The sequence below is a fragment of the Paraburkholderia sp. GAS334 genome, from assembly GCF_050436625.1.
Taxonomy (GTDB): Bacteria; Pseudomonadota; Gammaproteobacteria; order Burkholderiales; family Burkholderiaceae; genus Paraburkholderia.
This window is the reverse complement of the sequence record NZ_JBNDMO010000017.1, coordinates 1-22,141: the sequence shown is the minus strand read 5'-3', so window position 1 is coordinate 22,141 and position 22,141 is coordinate 1. Positions and strand designations below refer to the sequence as shown.

The window sequence follows — 22,141 nt, the reverse complement described above, 5'->3', positions numbered from 1 at the left end:
GATTGCTGATCATCAATGTGTCGCCTCTACCGCGGTATTCGTTGTCCTCTCACTCCTTGATTCTTCTCCATCGCCCCTCTGTGGGGCGGATTACTTATTTTTTTCGCAAGGTTGGTTATGGATACCGGTACCGTCAAGTGGTTCAACGATAGCAAAGGCTTTGGCTTCATTACGCCGGACGCAGGTGGTGAAGATCTGTTCGCGCACTTCTCGGAAGTGAAGGGCGACGGCTTCAAGACCCTGGCTGAAAACCAGAAGGTCAGCTACGAAACGAAGCGTGGTCCGAAGGGCCTGCAAGCTGCGAACATCACGCCGCTTTAAGCCTGACAGACCTCTCAGCCGCGCGCCCGTCATGGGCATCCGGCTGATCTGGTTGTAACGACAACCTTTATGGTCGTCGTCCGCTGCCGCCCTTATAGGGCGGCAGTTTTGTTTGTGCGACCGCTTTGCGTTTTTCCGTTCGCTTCGTTTGATTGATAGACTGATATCCCGAGGCACAAAAGACCCGGAAACAGGAGACATCCATGACGAAAATTGCCTTCAAGGATTTCGAGCGGCAGGTTGTGCAACGTCATTTGATCAAGGGGCACGTGTACGAAAACGCGGCGGCGTTGGTGGAAAGGGCCAATGCGTGGATCAGCGAGGCGGGGATCGATGTGGTGAACATCGAAAGCCTGTCCACATTCGGCACGGGCGACGATACGAGCGTCAGCCACTGGTATTCGGGCATCCGCATCTGGTATCGGACGCAATAACCGGGCGAACGCCACACGCTCAATGACAGCATCGCCTGTTTGTCTGCTGTCGTTGATATCATCTGGCTCGCTGCGGCGACGCGAGTCTGCTTGCCGCATCCATTTGATCAAAAGAAAAGCCGGAACAACGATGCGTTTGCGGAAAATTGAGTTTGCGTTTCTGGCTATAGCGGTGGTGTCGGTCGTGGGTTTTGGAACGTGGCTTCAGCGGGAGATGGACCGTGCCGCGCGTACACGGAATCAACGCACGGTCGATGACGTTCACAATAATTGCAGCGATGCCGTTAATCGCCGCTCCAGTCACCTCGATACGATCTGGTGTGGCGCCGTCGCCCGCGACCGGACGAATCTGACTCGCCAGGTCGTCCAGCTTGTTATCAGGTAAAGCTATATAACGTGTTTCATCAGGCGGTATGAATGGGCACACCCACGTTGCGGCAGCATTGCCGGGTACTGCGACAACAGCATGCCTCACCCATCGGCAGACGAGGTAGCGCGTCGGCATCATTGCGCTGCAGGCGCTATGCTAGCGGTTCCGTTTAATCGAGGACCCGCTCATGAAACAGACACCAGGCTCCATGGTCACCTTTCGCCGCCCCGACGGCCAGGACGTGCAGGGCTATCTCGCGAAGCCGCAGAAACTCGAGGGCGCACCTGCCATCGTCGTGATTCAGGAATGGTGGGGTTTGAACGACCAGATTCGCGGCGTAGCGGACCGGCTTGCGCAGTCCGGCTATCTGGCGCTGGTCCCCGATCTGTACCGGGGAAAAGCGACAGTGGAAGAGGAGGAGGCGCACCATTTGATGACCGGGCTCGACTTTGGCGACGCCACTGCTCAGGATATTCGTGGTGCCGTCCAGTACCTGAAGACGCATTCAGAACGGGTCGGCGTGGCCGGCTATTGCATGGGTGGTGCGCTGACATTGCTGGCGCTCTGCCAGATCCCTGAGCTGTCAGCCGGCGTGGTCTGGTATGGCTTTCCGCCGATCGAGTACATCGACGCGACGAAAATCAAGGTTCCGGTGCTGGGTCACTGGGCCACACAAGACGCGTTCTTTGCAGCTGAAACGGTGGATGCACTGGAAACCAGGCTGGTCGACGCCGGTGTCGACGTGGAGTTTCATCGCTATCTCGCGCATCATGCGTTCGCCAACGAAACGGCGGTCGGGCCGGGCCGGATCTCCAGAACCCAGTTCGATCCGGTCTGGTCACAGCTGGCCTGGGACCGCACGCTGACCTTTCTGGGCCGCTCGATGTGGCCGCAGCGGGTTCGAAGCTGACCTGGCTCGCAGCGTCGACACCGGCGGCTCTGGTCATACGCGTGTGGACCCGACGGCGCACGGCCTTTCAGTGCGGGTGCCGCGTTGCGCACACCTTCCATGACGGGGCCGAAGCCATTTGATCGATTTGATTTACTACGGATATCTAACTAACAAGATATCCGTAGTGCACCGAAAATGCGCTCACAGTTACTCAGTTCAGAGTTTCGAGCCGCCGTCGACGCGCAACGTGTCTCCGGTAACCCAGCGTGCCGCGTCCGACCCCGGTCGGGCGTTGTTGCGAAAGCCGTCGGTTCCGTCGGGACGGACGTTCGATTTCTTTCACGCCGTCCTCACCAAGATATGCGTACCGGCCGTTACGTGAGCCCTTCAGCGCGACTTCGTCCGACATGAAGCGCGCGATCAGGCAGGTGGCCAATGCACCCAGGAACATCGCACTGATCGAAGCGACGATGAGGTCTTGCATAAGGAATCCCGTTGAGTAATTTCATTCAATTCTGGGTGCAGCTGTTCATATAGTCCAAGACCTGTTTAGAATAGACTCGATAATTAAAACTTATGGGAGGCGCGTGATACTCCGTCACATACGCTATCTGCTGGCGGTCGCCGAATATCGCAACTTCACGCGCGCAGCCGACAGCCTGCATATCTCGCAGCCCGCGCTGTCACAGCAGATACGTCAGCTCGAAAATGAGATCGGCGGACAGTTGTTCGACCGGAGCGGCCGTGTGGTGCGGCTTACCGATTTCGGAAGCGCCTACATCGACTATGCACGCCGTGCGCTGCTGGACCTCGATGCGGGCCAGCGCGCCTTGCACGATGTGCGAGATCTGTCGCGGGGACGGCTGAGGCTCGCTTTCACGCCGACTTTCACCGAATATCTGGTGGCGCCGGCCATCGAACGTTTCCATTCGACGTATCCCAACATTGCGATCGAGATGACAGAACTGTCGCTGGAGGCCATTGAAGGCGGATTGAGCGAAGACCGGATTGATCTGGCGATCGGATTTACGGATATACGGTCGGACGATATCGAGGCCGAAGCGCTGTTTCAGGAGCGAATGACGCTCATCGTGAGCGATAGCCATCCTGTCGCGGAACAGGGCGTAGCCGTTGTCCCCTCGCAACTGGCTACATTGCCTTTGGCCTTGCTCAGCGGTCAGTTCATGTCGCGCTTCTACGTCGACAGCTACTTTGAGTCGCAAGGAATCAAGCCCAACGTTGCCATGCAGGCGAATTCGATCAGTGCCGTGCTAAAGATCGTACGCAGAGGAATCGTCGCAACGCTTCTCCCCAGTGCGCTGCAGTATGAGCATCGCGATCTGAAGTACATCGCCCTTGAACCTCGATTCCCGGCGCGAACCGTGGCACTGCTCAGAAGGAAAGGCGCCTATCAGACGGCGACCGCGGCCGCGTTCTCCGCCACCCTGAGAGCGTTACTGGAAACCGGAGCGTTGTCGTCGCTGTCTGCCGAATAGCAGAGGGTGATGGAATATCGGTGAGTGTCCCCTCGCTAGGAAATTGACGTCGTCAAAGTCTTCTTTCCCGTCGGCTCTTTTGCAAAGCGATAGAGCGATTGAGCGGTTGAGCACAGCATGGCGTCGAGAATAGCCTTATTCAGGTTCAGGTCGAGCAGGTTCGATAGCGTATCGCTGTAGTTCGCGACCTGCTCGAACTGAGTGTGCGGCCAGTCGCTGCCCCACATGAGACGCTCCGGTCCGAACGCGTCAAGTAGTTGCGCGGTAGCGTCGTAGATAAAATTCGACCCCCGCGCTGCGCATCGGTAAGCGCCCGAGACCTTCACCCATACACGGCCCGACGGGCCGAAGCGCAGCAGGTTCTTGAATCCCGGATCGTTCGTTCCTTGCTGAGGATCCGGCCGGCCGAAGTGATCCACCACCACCGGGAGTCCGGTGTCGAGCAATAATTGAATCAGAGGCGCTATGTCGGCCGCCTCCCTGTGCAGTTCGACGTGATAGCCAAGGTCGCCGAGCCATCGCCACAGATTCGTATAGCTGGGATTGCCCAGGTCTGGATATGCCTGCTGCACGAGGTTTAACCGGATGCCGGCAACGCCGGCCATACTCAAATTCAAGAGCGCTTCCCGGCTAACGTCTGGCGAAACCACGGCAACGCCCTTAAGCCGGCCCTGATTCCCGGCGAGTGCGCGCAGCAGGCAACTGTTGTCAGTGCCAAGAAAACTTGGCTGAACGAGAACCGCGTTGCCGATATCGTGCGCGTCTAACAGTCCCAGGTAGGCATCAAGCGGCGCGTCGTAGTCGGGCGCGTAACGCCGCTCGACCGCTAGCGGCAGGGATGTCGAAAAGACGTGAGCATGCGTGTCGACACGTTGGGACAGTTGCCGTGTAGCGACGATTGGCCGGTTCATTGATTAGCTCCGTGGACGGTCGAGCGACAACTCAACGTCCTTGATTGCCTGGGCGTTGTTTTCGACGCTCGAAGGCCGCAGACGCTTGCCACGCGTTTCCGGAAGAAAGAGCACGGCAATCATCGCGAGTCCATAGGCAATAGCAGCATCGATTCCGATTGCCGCACCCAGGGACATCGAGTGGCTCATGTAGCCGACCAGGACGGGAAATCCGGCTGATGCGATGCGGCCAAAGTTATAGCAAAAGCCCACTCCCGTGCCGCGCATGTCGGCCGGATAAAGCTCATTGAAAAGTGCGCCCAGACTGGCAGGAATGCCGGCGGCGAAGAACCCCAGCGGGAAGCCGAGAATCAGCATCTCAGTGTTGCTCAGGGGCAGCATCACATAAGCGAGGACCGTGACGATGCAGCAAAACGCGAAGAGCGCGACGTTACGCCGGCGGCCGATGCGGTCCAGCAGATAAGCGCTCGCCATGCAACCGCACCAGAACGCCGCGATGACGACAGCCAGATAGCCACCGGTATTCAATACCGAGAGATGGCGCTCCTTGGAGAGGAAGGTCGGCAGCCACGTCATAATGGCGTAATACCCACCGTGGGCGCCCGTGCCAAGAATTGCGCCAATGAGCGTCGTCTTGAGAACGCGCGGCTGGAAGACCTGCGCAATCTGTCCCCACACGGAGACAGTCGGCTCGTTCGAGCTCGGCCCCATACGGGCAGGCTCTTTGAGATTGCGCCGGACAAACAGGACCAGACCGGCGGGCAGCAAGCCGACACCGAACATCACGCGCCACGCTGTATCGGACGGGAGCCAGGAAAACGCCACGGCATAGAGCAGCACCGCGCCCGCCCAGCCTGTCGCCCACGCGCTCTGTACCGCACCCATTGCCTTGCCACGGTGTTCAGCGCGGATCGTTTCCGCCATTAGCACCGCGCCAGCCGCCCACTCGCCGCCGAAACCGAAACCCTGTAACGCTTTGAGCACGAGCAATTGGGGAAAGCTTTGCGCGAAAGCGCAAAGAAACGTGAAGCTTGCAAACCAGAGGATGGTGATCTGAAGCGTGCGGACGCGCCCGAGCTTGTCGGACAGCGCTCCCGCAAGCCAGCCACCCAACGCCGACGAGACCAGGGTCACGCTGCTTATCGCACCTGCCTGGGTATGGTCGATGCCGTACGCCGCGATGATGGCCGGGATAGCCAGCGTGAACATCTGCACGTCGAGCGCATCGAGCCCCCAGCCCGCGAAGCACCCCCAAAAGGTGTTCCGCTCCAGCGGGGTGCCTTCCTTGTACCAATTGAACATTGCTGTCTCCGTCGTCATCCGTCATATATTCATATACATGACTATATGTATAGTGTAGACCAGCCGGCCAGAATTTCAGCAGGGAGAAACCCTCGCTAGGCGTCGTAGATCCTTATGCGATACAGTGACTACTCCTGTGAATAACTATATGAATCATGAACACGGCTTCCCAATCGTCGATCCCAGACGAAAGATTGCCTCGCTATCAGCAACTGCGGGATGACCTGGTGCGTCGCATCGCAGAAGGCGAGTGGTCGCCCGAAAAGGCCATAGCGACCGAGGCCGAGCTCAGTCAGTTCTATAACGTTTCGACGGGAACGCTGCGCAAGGCGATAGACATTCTGGTTGCAGATGGGGTGCTCACGCGAACGCAAGGGAAGGGGACGTTCGTTCGCCGACCCCGGTTCGACTCCTCACTGTTTCGTTTCTTTCGGTTCAAGTCGCCCAACGGGGAGCCGGTACGGCCGACCGCACGCATTCTTCGACGCGAGATTGTGAAGCCACGCGAGGAAATCCGGTCGGCATTGCAGATGAAGGCAGGCGAGAAGGCGATTCACCTCTCCCGGGTCCGGATGATCGACAGTGAAGTCGTTTTATCGGAAGAAATCTGGCTTCGGCGCAGCCGGTTTGAGGCACTTGCGACATTGAAACTGGAAGACTTCGACGATCTGCTTTACCCGATGTATGAGCGTTTGTGCCGCCAGATCATCGCTTCTGCCTCGGAAACGCTCAACGTCGAGCAAGCTACGGCCGACGATGTATCCGTGCTGAAAGTCAAAGCTAACAGCCCGATTATTGTTGTGCAGCGGGTCGCTGCAGATTTTGCGGGGACGCCTTCCGAGTGGCGAAGCACACGTGGCGCTGCCGCTTCCTTCCAGTATCAGGTCGACATTCGCTGACCGATCCAGCGTTGACGCTATCGCTTGCATTTCGTACTTCTGCGCCATGCGCCGCGTCACGTGATCCGGTCAGCGTAGCCTGAAGAAGATTGCTACCATCCGCCGCCGGCGGACACCCGGGCCGACCGTAGCGGTGTCTTTCCGGGCCCGCAACGCACCCTGACATGGCTTTGTTCGGGTAAAACCTCATGGCGTCGCCGGACAATTCATATAAACATATATATGAATGTATGAATTCCGATGCGCCTGCGACTCGCCACAAACGTGGTCTTGGGTCAGCGGTCGCAGCCGGCGCACCCATGGAGCAGTCATGTCGACACCTTTCAGATCCGAACCGCAGGTCATGAAGAAAATGGCTTGGCGTCTTATGCCATTGCTCATTGTTATGTTCCTGATCGCGTTCATTGACCGGCAGAATGTCGGCTTTGCCAAGCTGGAAATGGTGCATGCGTTGGGGATGACAGAGGCGGCATATGGCCTCGGCGCCTCGCTTTTCTTCATCGGCTATCTGCTCTTTGAGGTACCCAGCACCCTTGCATTGCATCGATTCGGCGCGCGCAAATGGCTCGCGCGAATCATGGTTACGTGGGGCGTCATCACGGTGCTGATGGCATTCACGCACACGTTGCCCGTTTTTTATACGTTCCGGTTCGCGCTTGGCGTTGCGGAGGCCGGTTTTTATCCTGGCGTCATCTATTACCTGACGCAGTGGTTCCCACAAAGCTACCGTACCAGGGTACTCGGATTTTTCACGTTAGGCAGTGCGCTGGCAAATATGCTTGGCGCGTTAGTGGGTGGTCTCCTGCTTTCGTTAGGTGGAACGCTGGGGCTTGCCGGCTGGCAGTGGGTTTTTATCGCGACCGGCATTCCGGCAATCGTGATCGCGTTCGTGGCATTGAAGTACCTCCCCAATTCTGTGGAAGACGCGCCATTTCTCTCCGAACAGGAGAAAGCCCTCGTGCTTGCTGCGTTTAAGCGGGAAGCGTCGGTGGAGGCTACAGCTTCTCGCCCCTGGGCAGCGCTGCTTGACCCGAAAGTACTGATGTTCGCCGCCACTTACATGCTGATGTCGACGTCGCTGTACGGCGTCACCTATTGGCTGCCCACACTGGTCAAGAGTTACGGCGTCTCATCGTCGGTGAACGGATTGCTGAACATGATTCCCTGGGCGCTCGGGACACTGTTGCTTCTGTGGTTGCCGGGCAAGCTCAAACGCGAGCGCGTGGTTTTGAAGGCAATGACCGTCGTGGCAGGTATTGGCGTCATCTGCTTTGCCGCCAGTCTTCTCCTGCCGACGACAACGTTGCGCTTTGCAGCACTGTGTCTGGGTGGCGCGTGCATTCCGCTTCTTTATCCTTGCTTCTGGTCGCTTCCGCCGCGCTTTTTTGTGGGCGCCCGAGCGGCGGCCAGCGTTGCAGCCATCAACTGCATCGGCAACCTCGGCGGGTTCTTCAGCCAGAACCTGATGCCCTACGTTGGGAAAGTAACGCAGAGCCACGCGGCTCCTATGCTCGTACCGATGGCCTGCCTGTTCGTCCTTGCGATTGGCACCGCGACTGCATGGTCGGTGAGTGCGCGCAAGCGAGCGGTGGTCGCCTCAGCCGAGCCCCGGTCTGTTTGAATCGAGAGGGGCGTTTTGCCTGCGGTAGAGTTCTGTGGATGGCTGCGTGAAGAAGATCCGGCCAAAGTGGTCTGTGAATTCGCTTCCAGGCAAGGCGCTTGCACGGTCTTTTAGACGGTCATGCCAAGGTCGACAAAACTGATCGATTTCGCATTGCAAGCTTGCGCAAGGCCCGTGTCATAGCTTGAGAAAAAGACCGTGCGATCCTGGGCCAACGTTTTGAACAACTCAATCAGAACAGCGCGCGCTGCGGCGTCGAGTCCGCCGCCCGGATCATCCGCGATGACGACTGTCGCTTTGCCCAACGCGGTCGCCGTCAGGAACATTTTTTTTCGGGTGCCAAACGACATTTGCTCGAAGCGTTTCTCGATATGTGGCGCCAGTCCGAAACGTTCTGCCAGGTCAAGCGTATCGCTGTCGACTGCCGTGTTCCTGGTCGATGCCACGCGCTCCAGATACACGCGACCTGTCTGGAGCGGATCAGCCATGCAGTCGTCAGGTACGTAAGCGAGCAGGCGTTTCGCATCGTGTGGTGCGGTGCGCAACGAATACCCATCGATCCACACATCGCCCTCGTCGGTGGGGATCGCCCCGGCGAGGACGCCGAGCAAAGTGGACTTGCCGCTCCCGGATTCATCGTTCAGCAATACACATCCCGCGCCGGTGCTGTAGCGCAGCCCCTGGAAAATAGTGCGCTCGCCATAGCGCTTGCAAAGGTTTTCGAATCGAAGCATGAGGTGCAGGGCTGGTCAGACGAAGATTTTGCTGTGCGCCAGTAGCGCAGATTGCGATCGGTATCGTCCCGGCAGCACGGAGTGTTGAGAGGATGAGCGTTGCGACAAGTGTAACAGTGCAAAGCAGTCGCGCCTGAGGCAGCACGATGGTCGCCAGATTGATACAACCATTTTCCGCTTGCAAACGGTAGCGCTTCCGATGCGAACCCGTGCCCGGTCGACTTGACGTTCATGCGCATGCGAAGGTAACCTGACAAGGTAACCTTCTTAAATTACGACGGATCCGGGAGATGAACGAGCAGCAGGATGATGCCGACATCGCGCGCGCGTTAGCGTTGGCAGGGGAGCTTCGTGTTCTCAGCGGCAAGCTGAAGAGAAGGATGCGCGAAGAGGCGAATCTGGGCGATCTCACCTGGTCGCAGACACGGGTTCTGTCTGTACTGGAGCGCGAGGGGCCCACAACCGTGACAGCGCTTGCACGGGCTGAAGGCGTGCGTCCGCAATCGATGGGCGAGACGGTTTCCGTGCTGAAGGCCGCCGGACTCGTGAGCGGCGAACCGGATCCCGCAGATGGTCGACAAACCGTCCTGTCGCTAACCGCTGCGTGCCGGAAAGCGATCAAGGCCGGCCGCGCGGCACGGGAGGACTGGCTGTTCCGTGCCATTCGCGCGAAGCTGGCGCCAGCGGAGCAAAAGAAGCTCGCGACGGCTGTCGAACTGCTCAAGCGCGTCCTCGACGGCGGCAATGTTCCTGAGGACTCGGGAGCGGGCAGGTGAGCGGCACGTTCCGTTCGCTGCGCGGCTACAACTATCGGGTGTGGGCGAGTGGGGCGATTGTGTCCAACGTCGGAACGTGGATGCAACGTACTGCGCAGGACTGGCTGGTTCTGACGCAGCTGACACATCACAACGCAACCGCTGTGGGCATCGTCATGTCGCTGCAGTTCGGGCCTCAACTACTCCTGTTGCCGCTAACCGGTTTCGCGGCCGATCATTTCGACCGGCGCAGACTCCTGTTCGCCACGCAGACTGCGATGGGAACATTGGCGCTTGGACTCGGCATGCTCACTGTCACCGGGTCTGTTCAGCTGTGGCACGTGTATGTGTTCGCCTTTCTGCTTGGTTGCGTCACCGCGTTCGACGCACCCGCGCGCCAGACCTTCGTGTCGGAACTGGTTGGCGAGCGTGATCTGTCGAACGCCGTGGCGCTGAATTCCACGTCTTTCAATGCGGCACGGATGATCGGTCCTGCTGTTGCCGGCGTCCTGATCGCCGCGGTGGGAACAGGATGGGTATTTCTGATCAACGCGGCCTCGTTTGCTGCCGTCATTGGCTCGCTCCGAAGCCTTCGCCTCGATGAGCTTCATCTGAAGAGCAGGGCGGCGCCCACCCGCGGAAGTCTGGCCGAAGGTCTTCGCTATGTCTGGAATCGCCCTGACCTGAAAACCGTCCTGCTCATGCTTTTCCTGATCGGCACATTCGGCCTCAATTTTCCAATTTTCATTTCGACGATGTCGGTCACGGCCTTTCATGCCGGAGCGGGCCAATACGGGCTGCTGACGTCGATCATGGCGACCGGATCGGTGGCTGGCGCGCTCCTCGCTGCCAGACGGCCGAAACCGCGCATCACGCTATTGCTGACTGCATCCGCCGTTTTCGGATCCGGCTGCGCGCTGGCTGCGATCATGCCCACCTATGGACTGTTTGGCGCCGCGCTTGTGATAGTCGGCGTCGCCGCGCAGACCGTCACGACGTCGACCAACAGCCTCGTGCAACTGTCGACCGAGCCCGCGATGCGCGGCCGTGTGGTCGCGATACTGCTTGCCATCGCGTTGGGCGGCACGCCGCTCGGCGCGCCGGTGGTCGGCTGGGTCGCCGATCACTTCGGGCCGCGCTGGGCGCTTGGCGTAGGCGCAGCGTCGGGTTTTGCCGCAGCGATCGTTGCAATCCGTTATTTGATGAAGTGCGGGTATCTGCGTGTGCACAGGGACGGCGGACGCATTCGCTTCAGTTTCGACAGGCTCCATGCTGGGGATGCTGGAATCGGTCGGCCTGTGGATCAGGCCTGATTGGCGTTGACGTTCGATGGATAGCGCCAGGACGCGGCGACGACATCGCGTCGATTCACTACACCATGATGAATCCGTGCCGCATACCGAGCATCACCGCTTCAGTGCGGTTGGTTGCGCCGAGCTTGCCGAAAATCGAGGAGAGGTGGAATTTCACCGTGTTGTCCGAGATGTCGAGTTGCCGTGCGATCTCCTTGTTGCCGAGTCCGTCCGCGAGCATCGCCAGTACTTCGATCTCGCGCAAAGTCAGAATTTCGAGGGGCATTCTGGGCGCCGTCTGCCGCGGCAGTTTCCGTCCGGCCAGGAGCCGCGCGAGGATCTCCGGCGACAGCACGCTAAGGCCTGCGGCCACGGCTTCGATCGATGCGACGATTTCGCCTGGCATCGCGTTGCGCGGCAGGATCGCCGTCGCATCACCCGGCAAGGCATCAAGGATCCAGTCGCTGTCCGCCTCGTCGATCAACAGGACGAGCGCCGAGGGCGCGTGTCCTGCGTCCAGTCCGTCCTGGGGCACGTCGCTCGCCGCGGGCTCCACGTCGATCACGATCACATCCGGTACTGAACCGGCAAGACGGTCGGCGAGCATTTCCGCGTCCGCTGCGCTGGCCGCGAATCTGAGTGCCGGATTGGACTCGACAAGCGCTTGCAGGCTTGCGCGCACCTGCGGCGAATCCGCAATGACCGCGACCTGAACTGCGCCCATCTGTGCCATCTGTCCATCCGACATTTGACCGGTTCCTGGACTTCACCGGCATGAATCCCGTTGTGGGCGTTCGCCGACGGTGACTGAACACGCGTTGCGTTCGCCGCCCCGGATCAACCCGATTTTCAACCGCTGTCCGATGCTTCCGGAACCCAGCGCGGTGTGCACGTCGTCCATGTCGCGGCAAGGCTTGCCGTCCAGTTCGATCAGCACATCGCCGAGGAGCACGCCCGCCGCCTCGGCGGGACCGCCCGGCGCGAGCGAATTGACCAGCAATCCGCGGTTGGAAGACAGGTTCATGTTCTTGATCCACACATCCGACAGGTTCACCTGCTGCGTGCCGACACCAAGATAGCCCCGTGAGACTCGCCCTTTAGCCAGCAATTCGTCGGTGACGCGCTCCACGGTCATCCCGGGAATCACGATGCCGAAGCCACGCGCCAGCGCCGATGTGCAGATGCCCATGACGTGCCCGCGCACATCCGCGAGGGCCGCGCCCGAGAAACCCGGATGCAGGCCGCCGTCCAGTCGCACGAAGGCATCGAGCTGACCGCCGCGCCAGGTGCGCCAGGGACCACCAGCGCTGCCGATCACGCCAAAATCGGCACTGGTGCCGAACGCGTCGCCCCGCGCGACCGCGAGCGCAAGATGACCTGCCTTGAGCGAGCGGGCATCGCCGGACTCGACTGGGTCCAGGTCCACGCCGTCCAGTTTCAGTACGGCGACGTCAGTGCCCGTATCCCGTCCCGCGAGGACTGCGGCGACCACACGACCATCGGCCAGAGTGACCTCGATTCCTTCCTCGCGTCTGAGCGTGTGCGCAGCGGTGACGACGACGTCGTGCCGCCAGATTACCCCACTTGACGGAATGCGACGCCGGCCGTGTACCGCGACGACGCTCTGTCCGACCCGCTCGACGATTGCCGCCAGATTGTCGGACAGATCCAGCAGGGGATTTCCGCTTGACGATGTATTTTCCATCTGAAGCCTCCTGTCGATTGCGGCGCGATCCGCTCGCGCCTGACGCCGCCCATTCCGCACAGATCCTGGGTAAGTAAAGTGGCGACGTGCGGATTCAGAATGACAGAACGACAATGGACGCACACCACCCGAACGGGTAGCTGGCCGGATGCAGCAGGCACATCGGAGGCATCGCTGCAGCCACGGCTGCGGGACGCGCGTGATGTATGCCCATAGTGAAAACGCGGGCGTTGACGAAGTCATAATCTCTGACTAAAGTCAGAGACTATGAAGACACTCGATATTCAGCAGGTTCGAAGCTTCAACCGGGTAGTGGCTGAGGGCATCGGCGCGATCGACGACCGCTTCCTCGGCCGCGGCCGCCCAATGGGCGAATCCCGGCTGCTGTGGGAGATCGGTCCCGATGGCGCTGAAGTTCGAACCCTGCGCGCGCGTCTCGGCCTCGACTCGGGTTATCTCAGTCGTATCCTCGTCTCTCTCGAGCGGCAAGGGCTGGTGGTGGTCGAGGCTCATCCTGATGACCGCAGAGTGCGCAGGGTCTGTCTCACCGAGACCGGGCTCAATGAAAGAGCCGAACTCGACCGACGATCGGACGCGGTGGCCTCGCGCGTCCTGGAGCCGCTCAGCGACCAGCAGCGTGTGGCACTTCTCACGGCGATGGCCGAAGTCGAGCGGCTGCTACAGCCATCTTTCGTGCGCTTTTCGATCGAGGCCCCGACTACTGAAGACGCGCGCTGGTGCTTTGAGCAGTACTTTGCAGAACTTGATAAGCGTTTTGAGTCAGGATTCGACCCGTCGCTGAGTCTTTCAGCTGATGCCTGCGAATTGACGGCGCCCGCTGGAGCCTTGATTGTCGCGAGACTGCGCGACCGGCCGGTAGGTTGCGTCGCACTCAAGCTGCACAAGAGATCTCCGGCCGAGCTAAAAAGGATGTGGGTCAGTCCGGCCGCACGCGGTCTCGGCGTGGGCCGGCGACTGCTTGATGAAGCGGAGAAACATGTCCGGAAATCAGGAAGCCGGGTCGTCCGTCTGGAGACAAACCGGACGTTATCTGAAGCGATCGGTCTGTATCGACGGTCTGGGTATGTTGAGGTAGATGCATTCAGCACCGAGCCGTACGCTCACCACTGGTTTGAAAAGAAGCTGACCTGACGTGGCCTGTTCGACGCCTGCCCGAGCGCGGTGCCTCGGTCAACGCATGTTCCCGGTGTGCCCCAGTGAATAACGCCCAGGCTGCGGCCAGACCGTGAGGCCGTGCGGCTCCATGCCGACCGGAATGGACTTGACCGAACCGGTCGTCGTGTCGATCGCGTAGACCACGTCGTCGAAGCGTCCCGATAGCCACAGCATCTTGCCGTCGGCGCTGACGTTGCCCATGTCGGGACTGCCGCCGCCCGGAATCGGCCAGTTCGCGACGACCTTTTGTGTTGCGAAGTCGATCACCGACACGCTGCCCTTGCCATGTTTCGGCCCGTGCACGAGATTGGAGCCGCGATTGGACACATAGAGCCGGGTGCCGTCGCGGCTCGGGTACAGGCCGTGCGTACCGACGCCGGTCTTGATGAAGCCGATCTTCGTGAAGCTGTCGCCGTCGACCACGTAGACGCCGTCGGCCATCATGTCGGCGACATAGAACACCTTGCCGTCCGGCGAGATACGGATGTCCTGTGGCATGCCCTTCCTGTCGAGTTCGAGGTAGCCCACGACCTTGCGGCTGACGAGATCGATCTTGGCCAGCTTGCCGCCGAATTCGCAGGTGAAAAGCGCGTACCTGCCGTCGATCGAGAAATCGGCGTGATTGATGCCCTTGCACTGCGGCGCTTCGAGACTCGATTTCAGCGCCATCGTGTGCGCATCGCGAAAGTCCAGTCGCGCGTGCGCTTCGGCCACCACGATCGCCTCTTTTCCGTCCGGCGTGAAGTACATGTTGTAGGGATCGTCAACCATGATCGCCTTGCCGGGTTTGCCGGTCTTCGGATCGATCGGGGTCAGGCTGCCGTCGGGGCGGCCTTCGGCGTTGTTGGCCACCCACAGCGTCTGCAGATCCCATGCAGGGACGACGTGCTGCGGACTGACGCCGACGTGAAACCTGTCGACCACCTTGAGCGTGGCCGGATCGATCACGTAGACGTCATTCGAACGCAGGTTCGGCACATAGACACGCGGCAACGCGCTGGCGATCGCGGGGCTCATATGGCCGGCGCCCGCTTCGCTGTACAGGTTATCGGGGTTCGCCACGGGCGGCATGCCGGCCACCGTGGTGACAGCCAACGCAGCGCCGGAGCCGCAGAAACCGGCCAGCGCAACGGCGGCGGCCGTTGCAACATGCGAAAAGCGGGGAGAACACAATTGCATGGCGAAGTCCGTTATCGAGTGAATGGCGATCGGGGGCGGAAGCGGGCGCGTGTCGAATGCTTCAATGGCTTGCGGTCCCTTTCTTGATGGCATCGATCGTCCGCGACACGATCGCGTCAACGCCCAGTTGACCGAGTTCAACGCTTGAGTGCCGCGGGTCGCCGCCATAGACGCCGTCGGCCGGTCCCGGTTTCGGACCGCTTCGCAGATGCTCGAGCCGCACCATCTGCGGTGCGACCGCCAGCAGCAGCGAGGTATCCGCGAGTCCCGCATGGGTGCCGATCTCGGCATCGCTGACGCCGTGTTGCCGCAGGATCTGCGCGTAGCCGTCCGAGCTGGTGCCGTAGTACTCTGGCGGCACGAATGCGCGGGCGCCCGAGCCGGCCCAGCTTTTGTTGAGTTGGGCTACTGCGTGCCTGACGTCGTTCTGGTAGCCGCCGTGGTCGCCGAGAAAGACGACGTTGGTAAAGCCGTGAACCTTGAAGCTGTTCGCGGCGGATTCCAGCGTTTTCTCGAACGCGTCGTCCGGTACGGTGATCGTGCCGGGAAAGCGCATGTGCGAGGTCGGCGGAGCGTAGCCGCCCTCCGGCACATAGGCGATGACCGGCGCGACGATTGCGTTGCCGAGGCCCTCGGCGATGCGCTGCGACAGCACCTTGACGCGCGCATTGTGCTTGCCGAGTGCGACGTCTGGGCCGCTTTGCTCGGTTCCGCCGATGGGGATGATGATGGTGGTCTTGCCCGCATGGATCTGGTCGCGCAGTTCGGTCCAGGTCAGGTCCTCAAGGAGTACGGTTTTCGGGGTTTGCGCAAAGACGGTCTGCGTGGCGATGAGCAAAATGGCGGAAGCGAAAGCTCGTCTTAATGAAAAGCGCATGAAGGCTCCTCATGGGAAATGCTTATCGTAAACGAACGTTCTCCAGCTGTCGCTGCCTGCTACCACTCACTGGGTGGGCAGACGCTCAAAGTTGTCAAAGCGGGCAAACGGCGGCTGTACCTCAGTCACCTCGAGCTCGTCGACAAGCGCTGCGGACATACCCTCGCTGAGCCAGGCGCACATGGTCGCCAACTGCTCCGGAGAGCCCTGCAGCATCGCCTCTACCGAACCATCCATCCGGTTGCGAACCCAGCCCGTTACGCCCAGCGCTCTGGCGCGGCGTACGCACGCTTCCCGATAGCCGATACCCTGTACCTCGCCACGCACCTGTACCAGCCGGGTTTCGAGCGGCTCGTCGTTATCGCCGGATTCCATGCGCGTACTCCAGTTTCATGTTGATGCACCCGCGAAGGCGCTTAAATGAAGCGGCTCGGCGGTACCGGGAGCAAAACGAATAGCAGCGCTGTCATTGTTCGGAAAGCGAATGTCCCGTGAGTCGGTGCGGATTGAGCGGACAGAGCGCGTTCGAGGCCGACTCACGACATCCACCTTTCGCGCCACGCAACCTGCCGGCTGGTTGCGGGCAGGTGTGGATTGCGCGTGAGCGAATGGATGGATGGAGAGAGTACGGACTGCGCCGGAGTCTGTTTTACTTCAGGAGCGTCATCTGCACGACCTTCACGATGACCAGCGCAACCGCGAGCAGCAGATAGCCGCGCAGCACGCCCATCCAGACACGCTTGGCCAGCGTGAGGTTCGGGGCCGGCAGTTCGTCCAGCGGCGGCATGCGCCAAGTATCGCGCGCGCCTTTCGGATACGTCTGCACGCCGTCTGCCTTTTCACGACGCAGCTTGCGAAGGCCTAACGTCGCGGCATAGCCGACGATGGCCAGCAGTGTCCCGCCAGCGAGCGTTTCCAGAATCGTCTGGCCCGTAATGTCCGGGTACATCACCGACGCGGTGAGGATGATGGACAGCATCACCAGCACCCAGATCACGGCGCCCGTGAACACGTTGAGCTTCTTCGAGTTGACCCACGGACCGAGGACGGCCTTGTCATTGCACAGCAACAGGAGGAACACCGTAGCGCTGGGAAGCAAAACACCCGCGAGCGTTTGCACCGCTTCGGTCAAGAGACCCAGCGGGCTGCCAGGAATCAGTACCAGCGCAGCAGCGGCAGCAACGATGCCGAAGTAAACGAGATAGAAACCTTTGGCGTCCGACACGGGGCGATGCAGCGAGTGGCGAATCTTGAATACGTCGCCAATTGCGTATGCAGTCGACAGCGACACCGCCGCAGCGCCAATGATGGCGGCGTCAAACAGCGCGACCGCGAAGAGAACAGCCGACGTGCGGCCTGCATACTTTTCCAGGCCTGTGATGATGCCGCCGGCGTCCGTGAAATTGCCGAGCTCGGGCTTGCCGGCGTACAGCGCAGCACAGAACGAAATCATCGCCACTGCGCCGATCAGCACGAACACGATGCCAATCCACAGGTCGGCCTTTTCGTACTTCATGAAGCGCGGCGTGATGCGCTTGTCGACCACGTAGCTTTGCTGGAAGAACAACTGCCACGGCGCAACGGTGGTGCCGACGATGCCAATGACCAGCAGCATCACGTCGCTGAGCTTCGAGTGAGCGGGCCAGTTCGGAATGAAGAAGTCGCGTGTCATCTGGCCAACCGGCGGGTGAATCGACACCAGCACAGGCACGAGCAACAAGCTCAACACGCACAGCCCGACCGCGAAGCGTTCGAAGCGCCTGAAATTGCCCGTACTGACGGCGGCCATGGTCAGCGCAGCGGCAATGCACACCCCGGCAATCTTCGAGACACCGAAGAAGTCGAGCACGAACGTGATGCCGATGAACTCGGTCACGATAGTCAGTGCATTGAGAATGAACAGATCAACAACACTGAACGCGCCCCAGAATTTGCCGAAGCGTTCGAAGATGAGGCGCGCGTGGCCGACACCGGTCACGGCGCCGAGCCGCAGCACCATTTCCTGGTTGACGAAGAGCACCGGCACCAGAAGCAGCATGGTCCACAGCAAGGTGGTCCCGTAGTTCTGCCCCGCCTGGGTGTAGGTGCCGAAGGCGCCGGCGTCGTTGTCGCCGACCATCACGATGAGACCCGGGCCGAGGATGGCCAGCAGCGTACGAAAGCGCGCCCACCAGCTGGTGCGAGGTGCGGTGTCGTGGTGGGCGATCGTGCCGAGCGCGCCCCTGATGTCGCCGACGTGCGCCGCGTCGAGCACGGCGCTTCGCGTTGATGAGACTTGCGTTGGAGTAGACATTTTGCTTTCTTCTCTGAGTCTGGATTTGAAGTGAAATGCGCACCTCCGGCATACGTAAGGGCGTGTGTCGTGCAACGTTGGCGTCGCTTGCGTATGGCGGAAAAGAACGTGGGAAATCAAGAAACGGGAGTCTCGCGACGCAGCCAGAACGCGGCGAATCTGTGCGGTTCGGGAGCGTGCGGGGCAAGCATGGCGTCGTAGTGGACGCGTGATTCCTGGATGTGCGGCAGGTGCGACAGAAGGAGGCCGAAAGTCATGATATTTCTCCGGGCGTCTGGCTTAACGCGGTTCGAGAAAAGCCAGAAGACGCGAAGGCCGGGCGCACGATGCGCGCAGCGACGAACGTCTACTCGCTTTCCTCAGGCAAAGGTAAAGGTGAGCGGCATATGGGGTAACTGTCACTGTCCGGCATGGCGGTTCTCCTTATCGGCGTCAGGTACGCACGCCTGCTACACGCATCTGCTACGCGTGTGCTGATCCACGCGCCCGCCCGCGCCGATGGTTTGAAAGGGCGCGAACGAACGCAGCCGCGAGTTGATGCTCGCGACGCGTTGCCAAACGGACGCGCGTTATCGCTGCGGCCGAATGGCGCTAATCAAGGTGCACGGAGAGAGTGACTACGGCGCGCACCGTCTGCCTGCTGGCAAGACGGCGGCTAGGAAAAGGGAGCGCGACGTCCTGCGGGTCAGGCAGCGAAAATATTCGAAGGTCGACTACTGCAGGTGTCCAAGGCATCAGCCCCGTTTGTGAAGATTGTTAAATTTTAGGCGTCGCCCGAATCCGAAGTCAATATGCTTCGTTAAGCAGAGAAAATATTAATTTTCGGGCGCCTCCAGATCTTTCAGAACGGCAGTCAAGAAAGGGGGATGAAAGCGCGGGGCGGCTGCGAATGACCCTGTGTTACGGCTGAGCGGGTGGTTTTCCTGAGCGAGGACCGGATTCACAGTGCCGCCACACTTCGCGTGTCACATCCTTCCAGTGCGCGTTCTGGCCGGCGGGCGGCATTCCCAGCCGGGACAATCCATCGCAACGTGTCGGCAACGAAGCTGTGGTTGGCGTGAGGACCAGCATCACGTTCTGATGCCGATGTATCGACTCGCCCGAATACGGGCGAGTCGAGCCGTACGCTACGACATCGACACCCCGAGCAGCGCGCCGACGCCATATGTGAAGGCGGCGGCGACACAGCCAATGATGACCTGGCGGGCCGATGAAAACCAGGCGGTCCGCCCGTTGAACAGCGATGTGACCACGCCGATAATCGCCAATCCAAGGATACTGAGCGCGGCGCTCGTCGCAATGCCAATGAGGCCATGCGACCAGAAAAATGGCATCGCTGGAAATATGGCGCCCAAGGCGAAGAGGCCGAAAGACGTGCCGGCCGCACTCCATGGATTGCCTCCGAGCTCATCCGGGTCGATGCCAAGTTCTTCCCGTGTGAGCGTATCGAGCGCCTTGTCATGGTTGCGCATTATTTGCTCGGCCACCCGATGTGCCTCGTCCTTATCGAGACCTTTTGCCTGATAGATGAGCGCCAGCTCCCGCTGTTCAGCCTCGGGCGTGTGCTCGAGCTCCTCAGCTTCACGCGCGATCTGAGTCGAAGCGAGTTCCCTCGCGTTCGTCACCGAAAGCCATTCGCCTAACGCCATGGAGCAGGCGCCTGCGATGAGGCCAGCGAGTCCAGTGAGAAGAATGACCTTGCTGGATGACCCGGCGCCGGCCACGCCCATGATGAGACAGAAGTTCGACACAAGGCCATCATTGGCGCCGAGCACCGCGGCCCGCAAATCGTTGCCCGACGCCCCGCGATGCCATGACTCCGCCCGGACGATTTCCGCGCCGGTCACGCCCCCGGTGTGGCCTCTTTGCGCTGCTGCCGCCACGACTGCCGCATGACTGTGTTCGTCTGCAGAGAGGCCGAGTGAATCCGGCTGGTTTGCGTATTTGTCGCGGTCCGCAAACTCGGCGGCAGCCAGCACTGGAAGTACAAAGCCTGGACCAAACCGGCGTATAAGCGTGCGCAATGTCTTCGTTTTGAATGACGGTCTGGCAACTGGAGCGTGGATGCCCCGCTCCGCGAGCCTGGCGCGCCATAACTCCGCATGCTCCCGTTCAGCCTGAGCTAACTGCAGGAATACGTCCCGGCGGGATGAGTTCGATTCCGCTGCCGCGAGTTCTTCATAGAGCGCAGCACCGTCCATCTCGTCCCGCAGGTTGGCACGGAACCGTTTGACGTCTTTCTTGTGGGGTTGTGTCATGAGCACAGTGGTCCTGAAAGTCATCGCGCGAGTGTAGGTGGTTTCCCGTGACAACAAGATAAAGGCCACACGCTTCGCTTTAATTGCGAATAACAAGGGCTCTCATTCTCGCTTAAGCCGCGCGCGTTCCGGAGCGAATGAAGGCCCGGAAGGCTGTGAGCGATTGCTGCTGTGTCCGTCGCAACTGTGCTCATCTTCGCGCGGTCGCTCGTCCACCTCGATTTGCTGTCTGATGCGATGCACCTCGCTCACCAGTTTCTGCCTTCCGCGAATTGTGAGGGTCGTTAGCCAGTCTCGTCTCCTGCCGGAGAGAACTAGCCGATCCAGCGGTATCGTAGCCAATGATCGACGGACAAGGTTCCGGCACCGCGGCATAGGAGCACCAGCAGCATGGCAGCCCACTGAACGTGCGTGGGCCATGCCAGGGGATAGACAAATATTTCGATGACGGCTGTCATCCCCAGAAGGACGAACGCAACAGGCCGGGTTGCCAGGCCTAAAATCAGCAGCACGGGTGTGGTTAGCTCGATCGACACGGCCATGTAGGCGGCGAGTTCCGGCGGCAGGAGCGGCAATCTGTATTCATCGCGGAACAGGGCAAGAGCGGTCTCCCAGTTCGCCAGTTTGGTCATCGCGGAGTTCCAGAAGACGGTCGCAACCGCAATCCGTAACGGGATCGCGAGGAGCGCGTAGGGTACACGCTCGAGCCATCGGGCAAGACGCGTGATGCGACTACGATTGACCGGGGACGGGCCGATCGGTTGGGGAGCGCGCGTCATGGAGAAGTCCCCCGGAACGCGCGTGCGGATGTCCCTGAACCCACGCTGGCGTCCACAAGGCGTCCGCGCGCCAGATGCAGGGCAAGCACGGCGTGCGCGTCGTCGCAGGATGCCTCTTCCAGCGCTGCGGGCAACGATTTCCCCGAAAACAGCGCTGCTGTAAAGCGCCATTCGCACTCGCCCAGACGCACCACATCGATGCCGCTCCGCGTTCGCTGAACGAGCAGGCAGACGGGCCCATCCGCGAGATTGACTGCTTCCATGGTCCGGTCATCGTGTTCCAGGACTGCGCGCCAGATGACGTCAACCGGGAATTCACACCGCAGCAGCCGCACCGCCGGGTGAGACTGGAAGCGCAATTCCGCCGGCCCGGCTTCGCCCAGCGCCGTCAGGCGCGCGATATCGAGCGGCGCGGCGTCTGGCGCGTGGAGGACGAGGTTGACGTGCCATTCCAGACGTGCGACGTCGGCGAGATAAGGCACCGATGCCGCTTGTGGCAGCCGGTCCAGAAAGTCCGGAAATTCCGCGCCGTACTCATCCAGCCACGCACTGCGCGGTGGAGCCTGTGCAACGAATAACCGCGCAGCGCCGTCAAAAAACGCCGGCCCGACCAGATGCTGCACGGCCGGGAAGGCCAGGCGAAGGGCTGAGGAAAGCACGCTCGCGCAGGTGTTCCGGTAAATGCCCAGCCGTGTGGCAGCGTCCAGCCCGTCGGCGATCACCCAGGCCGACGCGTCGCCGTCCGCGCAGTTGAGCAGGCTTCGCTGCATCGCGCGCTGCAGTTCAGGCAGCGTTGGCACGCGGAGATTCAAGACGTTGCTCCTCAAGCGCGGCCTCGGCCATCGCT

The 22,141-nt window shown here is 60.6% G+C and carries 24 protein-coding genes; 9 read left to right on the top strand and 15 right to left on the bottom strand.

All coding sequences use genetic code 11. The features are described from left to right. Positions 1–117 precede the first annotated feature (117 nt). Together P3T21_RS25960 and P3T21_RS25955 are read left to right on the top strand one after the other, a co-directional pair. A complete protein-coding gene (locus P3T21_RS25960; protein WP_429258829.1) occupies positions 118–321 on the top strand; it encodes a cold-shock protein in 204 nt (67 codons plus the stop codon). A gap of 203 nt (positions 322–524) precedes the next feature. Then, the gene (locus P3T21_RS25955; protein ID WP_429258828.1) at positions 525–755 is read left to right on the top strand and encodes a hypothetical protein; all 231 of its coding nucleotides are present in this window, start codon (positions 525–527) and stop codon (positions 753–755) included. Positions 756–813: 58 nt separating this feature from the next. Here the strand turns inward: P3T21_RS25955 and P3T21_RS25950 are convergent, their stop codons facing one another. Next, positions 814–1,260, bottom strand: a complete 447-nt coding sequence (locus tag P3T21_RS25950) for a hypothetical protein (RefSeq protein WP_429258827.1) — start codon at positions 1,258–1,260, stop codon at positions 814–816. A gap of 52 nt (positions 1,261–1,312) precedes the next feature. On the opposite strand from P3T21_RS25950, the gene P3T21_RS25945 reads away from it, so the two are divergent. Continuing rightward, positions 1,313–2,035 carry a dienelactone hydrolase family protein gene (locus P3T21_RS25945; RefSeq protein WP_429258826.1) on the top strand — a complete coding sequence of 241 codons (723 nt, stop codon included), beginning with the start codon at positions 1,313–1,315 and terminating at the stop codon, positions 2,033–2,035. Positions 2,036–2,228: 193 nt separating this feature from the next. Here P3T21_RS25945 and P3T21_RS25940 read toward each other — a convergent pair whose 3' ends face one another. Continuing rightward, the gene (locus P3T21_RS25940; protein ID WP_429258825.1) at positions 2,229–2,501 is read right to left on the bottom strand and encodes a hypothetical protein; all 273 of its coding nucleotides are present in this window, start codon (positions 2,499–2,501) and stop codon (positions 2,229–2,231) included. A gap of 103 nt (positions 2,502–2,604) precedes the next feature. On the opposite strand from P3T21_RS25940, the gene cynR reads away from it, so the two are divergent. After that, positions 2,605–3,513, top strand: coding sequence for a transcriptional regulator CynR (gene cynR / locus P3T21_RS25935; protein ID WP_429258824.1), 909 nt, complete (start codon positions 2,605–2,607; stop codon positions 3,511–3,513). 35 nt (positions 3,514–3,548) lie between these two features. Here the strand turns inward: cynR and P3T21_RS25930 are convergent, their stop codons facing one another. After that, the gene (locus tag P3T21_RS25930; RefSeq protein WP_429258823.1) at positions 3,549–4,424 is read right to left on the bottom strand and encodes an amidohydrolase family protein; all 876 of its coding nucleotides are present in this window, start codon (positions 4,422–4,424) and stop codon (positions 3,549–3,551) included. Between the two features lie 3 nt (positions 4,425–4,427). Then, a complete protein-coding gene (locus P3T21_RS25925) occupies positions 4,428–5,726 on the bottom strand; it encodes an MFS transporter (protein ID WP_429258822.1) in 1,299 nt (432 codons plus the stop codon). A gap of 155 nt (positions 5,727–5,881) precedes the next feature. On the opposite strand from P3T21_RS25925, the gene P3T21_RS25920 reads away from it, so the two are divergent. Continuing rightward, positions 5,882–6,625 (top strand): GntR family transcriptional regulator, encoded by a 744-nt coding sequence (locus tag P3T21_RS25920; protein WP_429258821.1) that lies wholly within the window; start codon positions 5,882–5,884, stop codon positions 6,623–6,625. Between the two features lie 343 nt (positions 6,626–6,968). Next, the gene (locus P3T21_RS25915) at positions 6,969–8,246 is read left to right on the top strand and encodes an MFS transporter (protein ID WP_429258939.1); all 1,278 of its coding nucleotides are present in this window, start codon (positions 6,969–6,971) and stop codon (positions 8,244–8,246) included. A 110-nt stretch (positions 8,247–8,356) separates the two neighbouring features. On the opposite strand, the gene P3T21_RS25910 is transcribed toward P3T21_RS25915, so the two are convergent. Continuing rightward, positions 8,357–8,980, bottom strand: coding sequence for an ABC transporter ATP-binding protein (locus tag P3T21_RS25910; protein ID WP_429258820.1), 624 nt, complete (start codon positions 8,978–8,980; stop codon positions 8,357–8,359). 290 nt (positions 8,981–9,270) lie between these two features. Here P3T21_RS25910 and P3T21_RS25905 point away from each other — a divergent pair, with 290 nt between their 5' ends. Together P3T21_RS25905 and P3T21_RS25900 are read left to right on the top strand one after the other, a co-directional pair. Next, a complete protein-coding gene (locus P3T21_RS25905; RefSeq protein ID WP_429258819.1) occupies positions 9,271–9,756 on the top strand; it encodes a MarR family winged helix-turn-helix transcriptional regulator in 486 nt (161 codons plus the stop codon). Further along, the gene (locus P3T21_RS25900; protein WP_429258818.1) at positions 9,753–11,048 is read left to right on the top strand and encodes an MFS transporter; all 1,296 of its coding nucleotides are present in this window, start codon (positions 9,753–9,755) and stop codon (positions 11,046–11,048) included. Before P3T21_RS25905 ends, P3T21_RS25900 begins: the two co-directional genes overlap by 4 nt. A gap of 58 nt (positions 11,049–11,106) precedes the next feature. Here the strand turns inward: P3T21_RS25900 and P3T21_RS25895 are convergent, their stop codons facing one another. Continuing rightward, entirely contained in the window at positions 11,107–11,634 is a 528-nt protein-coding gene (locus tag P3T21_RS25895; RefSeq protein WP_429258817.1) for a response regulator transcription factor, read from the bottom strand. Positions 11,635–11,793: 159 nt separating this feature from the next. Then, a complete protein-coding gene (locus P3T21_RS25890; RefSeq protein WP_429258938.1) occupies positions 11,794–12,699 on the bottom strand; it encodes a S1C family serine protease in 906 nt (301 codons plus the stop codon). A gap of 300 nt (positions 12,700–12,999) precedes the next feature. On the opposite strand from P3T21_RS25890, the gene P3T21_RS25885 reads away from it, so the two are divergent. After that, entirely contained in the window at positions 13,000–13,884 is an 885-nt protein-coding gene (locus P3T21_RS25885) for a bifunctional helix-turn-helix transcriptional regulator/GNAT family N-acetyltransferase (RefSeq protein ID WP_429258816.1), read from the top strand. Positions 13,885–13,923: 39 nt separating this feature from the next. Here the strand turns inward: P3T21_RS25885 and P3T21_RS25880 are convergent, their stop codons facing one another. The 8 genes from P3T21_RS25880 to P3T21_RS25845 form a co-directional block, all read right to left on the bottom strand. Further along, positions 13,924–15,087 carry a YncE family protein gene (locus P3T21_RS25880; RefSeq protein ID WP_429258815.1) on the bottom strand — a complete coding sequence of 388 codons (1,164 nt, stop codon included), beginning with the start codon at positions 15,085–15,087 and terminating at the stop codon, positions 13,924–13,926. A gap of 61 nt (positions 15,088–15,148) precedes the next feature. Next, positions 15,149–15,964 carry a creatininase family protein gene (locus P3T21_RS25875; RefSeq protein WP_429258814.1) on the bottom strand — a complete coding sequence of 272 codons (816 nt, stop codon included), beginning with the start codon at positions 15,962–15,964 and terminating at the stop codon, positions 15,149–15,151. A gap of 66 nt (positions 15,965–16,030) precedes the next feature. Continuing rightward, on the bottom strand, positions 16,031–16,339 hold the full coding sequence (locus P3T21_RS25870; RefSeq protein ID WP_429258813.1) for an acylphosphatase: 309 nt from the start codon (positions 16,337–16,339) through the stop codon (positions 16,031–16,033). 274 nt (positions 16,340–16,613) lie between these two features. Beyond that, the gene (locus P3T21_RS25865; protein ID WP_429258812.1) at positions 16,614–18,257 is read right to left on the bottom strand and encodes an NRAMP family divalent metal transporter; all 1,644 of its coding nucleotides are present in this window, start codon (positions 18,255–18,257) and stop codon (positions 16,614–16,616) included. Positions 18,258–18,373: 116 nt separating this feature from the next. Further along, positions 18,374–18,514, bottom strand: coding sequence for a hypothetical protein (locus P3T21_RS25860; protein ID WP_429258811.1), 141 nt, complete (start codon positions 18,512–18,514; stop codon positions 18,374–18,376). A gap of 870 nt (positions 18,515–19,384) precedes the next feature. Next, positions 19,385–20,458, bottom strand: a complete 1,074-nt coding sequence (locus tag P3T21_RS25855; protein ID WP_429258937.1) for a VIT1/CCC1 transporter family protein — start codon at positions 20,456–20,458, stop codon at positions 19,385–19,387. A gap of 371 nt (positions 20,459–20,829) precedes the next feature. Further along, positions 20,830–21,294, bottom strand: a complete 465-nt coding sequence (locus P3T21_RS25850) for a DoxX family protein (RefSeq protein ID WP_429258810.1) — start codon at positions 21,292–21,294, stop codon at positions 20,830–20,832. Then, positions 21,291–22,106, bottom strand: coding sequence for a DNA-binding domain-containing protein (locus P3T21_RS25845; protein ID WP_429258809.1), 816 nt, complete (start codon positions 22,104–22,106; stop codon positions 21,291–21,293). Before P3T21_RS25845 ends, P3T21_RS25850 begins: the two co-directional genes overlap by 4 nt. Between the last annotated feature and the right edge of the window lie 35 nt (positions 22,107–22,141).

What these genes read in the sequence shown, in the direction of transcription:
- P3T21_RS25960 (WP_429258829.1), top strand. Translation starts at nt 118, where the DNA reads ATGGATACCGGTACCGTCAAGTGGTTCAACGATAGCAAAGGCTTTGGC.
- P3T21_RS25955 (WP_429258828.1), top strand. Translation starts at nt 525, where the DNA reads ATGACGAAAATTGCCTTCAAGGATTTCGAGCGGCAGGTTGTGCAACGT.
- P3T21_RS25950 (WP_429258827.1), bottom strand. Translation starts at nt 1,260, where the DNA reads ATGCCGACGCGCTACCTCGTCTGCCGATGGGTGAGGCATGCTGTTGTC.
- P3T21_RS25945 (WP_429258826.1), top strand. Translation starts at nt 1,313, where the DNA reads ATGAAACAGACACCAGGCTCCATGGTCACCTTTCGCCGCCCCGACGGC.
- P3T21_RS25940 (WP_429258825.1), bottom strand. Translation starts at nt 2,501, where the DNA reads ATGCAAGACCTCATCGTCGCTTCGATCAGTGCGATGTTCCTGGGTGCA.
- P3T21_RS25930 (WP_429258823.1), bottom strand. Translation starts at nt 4,424, where the DNA reads ATGAACCGGCCAATCGTCGCTACACGGCAACTGTCCCAACGTGTCGAC.
- P3T21_RS25925 (WP_429258822.1), bottom strand. Translation starts at nt 5,726, where the DNA reads ATGTTCAATTGGTACAAGGAAGGCACCCCGCTGGAGCGGAACACCTTT.
- P3T21_RS25920 (WP_429258821.1), top strand. Translation starts at nt 5,882, where the DNA reads ATGAACACGGCTTCCCAATCGTCGATCCCAGACGAAAGATTGCCTCGC.
- P3T21_RS25915 (WP_429258939.1), top strand. Translation starts at nt 6,969, where the DNA reads ATGAAGAAAATGGCTTGGCGTCTTATGCCATTGCTCATTGTTATGTTC.
- P3T21_RS25910 (WP_429258820.1), bottom strand. Translation starts at nt 8,980, where the DNA reads ATGCTTCGATTCGAAAACCTTTGCAAGCGCTATGGCGAGCGCACTATT.
- P3T21_RS25905 (WP_429258819.1), top strand. Translation starts at nt 9,271, where the DNA reads ATGAACGAGCAGCAGGATGATGCCGACATCGCGCGCGCGTTAGCGTTG.
- P3T21_RS25895 (WP_429258817.1), bottom strand. Translation starts at nt 11,634, where the DNA reads ATGCTCGCCGACCGTCTTGCCGGTTCAGTACCGGATGTGATCGTGATC.
- P3T21_RS25885 (WP_429258816.1), top strand. Translation starts at nt 13,000, where the DNA reads ATGAAGACACTCGATATTCAGCAGGTTCGAAGCTTCAACCGGGTAGTG.
- P3T21_RS25880 (WP_429258815.1), bottom strand. Translation starts at nt 15,087, where the DNA reads ATGCAATTGTGTTCTCCCCGCTTTTCGCATGTTGCAACGGCCGCCGCC.
- P3T21_RS25875 (WP_429258814.1), bottom strand. Translation starts at nt 15,964, where the DNA reads ATGCGCTTTTCATTAAGACGAGCTTTCGCTTCCGCCATTTTGCTCATC.
- P3T21_RS25870 (WP_429258813.1), bottom strand. Translation starts at nt 16,339, where the DNA reads ATGGAATCCGGCGATAACGACGAGCCGCTCGAAACCCGGCTGGTACAG.
- P3T21_RS25865 (WP_429258812.1), bottom strand. Translation starts at nt 18,257, where the DNA reads ATGTCTACTCCAACGCAAGTCTCATCAACGCGAAGCGCCGTGCTCGAC.
- P3T21_RS25860 (WP_429258811.1), bottom strand. Translation starts at nt 18,514, where the DNA reads ATGACTTTCGGCCTCCTTCTGTCGCACCTGCCGCACATCCAGGAATCA.
- P3T21_RS25855 (WP_429258937.1), bottom strand. Translation starts at nt 20,458, where the DNA reads ATGGACGGTGCTGCGCTCTATGAAGAACTCGCGGCAGCGGAATCGAAC.
- P3T21_RS25850 (WP_429258810.1), bottom strand. Translation starts at nt 21,294, where the DNA reads ATGACGCGCGCTCCCCAACCGATCGGCCCGTCCCCGGTCAATCGTAGT.